General features: G+C 68.2%; 1 protein-coding gene. It reads right to left on the reverse strand.

Annotation, left to right across the window (positions count from 1 at the left end; genetic code table 11):
- Positions 1 to 1,418: (Fe-S)-binding protein (locus QFW96_RS30155; protein WP_281459153.1), on the reverse strand; the 1,418-nt coding region annotated here is incomplete at both ends.

Here is a 1,418-nt window from a genome sequence, read left to right on the forward strand (position 1 = left end):
CGGGTCGTGACGCCGTCGGAGAGCATCACCTTGCAGAACGGGCAACCGGTGGCGATCTTCGAGGGGGCGGTGCCCAGGGCCTCGTCGACGCGCTCCAGGTTGATCCGCTTGCCGATGCGCTCCTCCATCCACATGCGGGCACCACCGGCGCCGCAGCACATGGAGCGCTCCTCGTGGCGCGGCATCTCGCGGAAGGTCGCGCCCGCGGCGCCGACCAGGTCGCGCGGCGGCGTGTAGACCTTGTTGTGCCGTCCCAGGTAGCAGGGGTCGTGGTAGGTCACGTCCTCGGCGACCGGGGCGACCGGGGTCAGGCGCTTCTCCCGCACCAGCTTGTTCAGCAGCTGGGTGTGGTGGACGACCTCGTAGTTGCCGCCGAGCTCGGAGTACTCGTTGGCGAGGCTGTTGAAGCAGTGCGCGCAGGTCGCGACGATCTTGCGCTTGCCCGGCTCGCGGCCCTCGAACACCGAGTTCAGGACCTCGACGTTCTGCTGGGCCATCATCTGGAAGATGAACTCGTTGCCCGCGCGGCGGGCCGGGTCACCGGTGCAGGACTCCTCCGGGCCCAGCACCTTGTACTTCACGCCCGCCATGTGCAGCAGCTCGGCGACGGCCTGGGTGGTCTTCTTCGCGCGGTCCTCGAAGGCACCGGCGCAGCCGACCCAGAACAGGTACTCGTCGTCCTCGGCGAGCTCACCGTCGAAGACCGGGACCTCGAAGTCCAGGTCCTCGGTCCAGGCCAGCCGGTCCTTGGCGTTCTGGCCCCACGGGTTGCCCTTGTTCTCCAGGTTCTTGAACATCCCGCCCAGCTCGGTCGGGAAGTTCGACTCGATCATGACCTGGTAGCGGCGCATGTCGACGATGTGGTCGACGTGCTCGATGTCCACCGGGCACTGCTCCACGCAGGCACCGCAGGAGGTGCAGGACCAGAGGACCTCGGGGTCGATGACGCCCATCTCCTCCGGGCCGCCGACCAGCGGGCGCTCGGCCTCGGCCAGCGCGAGAGCGTCGATCTTGGCCAGCTTCTCCTCGGCGCCGTCACCGGTGATGCCGACCTCGTCGCCGGCCATGTCCTTGCTGCCACCGGCGAGCAGGTACGGGGCCTTGGCGTAGGCGTGGTCGCGAAGCTGCGTGATCAGCATCTTCGGCGACAGCGGCTTGCCGGTGTTCCAGGCCGGGCACTGGGACTGGCAGCGACCGCACTCGGTGCAGGTCGTGAAGTCCAGCCAGCCCTTCCAGGAGAAGTCCTCGACCTTGCCCGCGCCGAACACGTCGGTGTCGGGGTCGGCCTCCTCGAAGTCCAGCGGCTTGCCGCCCGACATCATCGGCTTGACCGCGCCCAGGGCGACGTCGCCGTCGTCCTCGCGCTTGAAGTAGATGTTGAAGAACGCCGAGAACCGGTGCCAGGCCACACCCATCGT

It is taken from the genome of Saccharopolyspora ipomoeae (assembly GCF_029952525.1).
GTDB lineage: Bacteria > Actinomycetota > Actinomycetes > Mycobacteriales > Pseudonocardiaceae > Saccharopolyspora > Saccharopolyspora ipomoeae.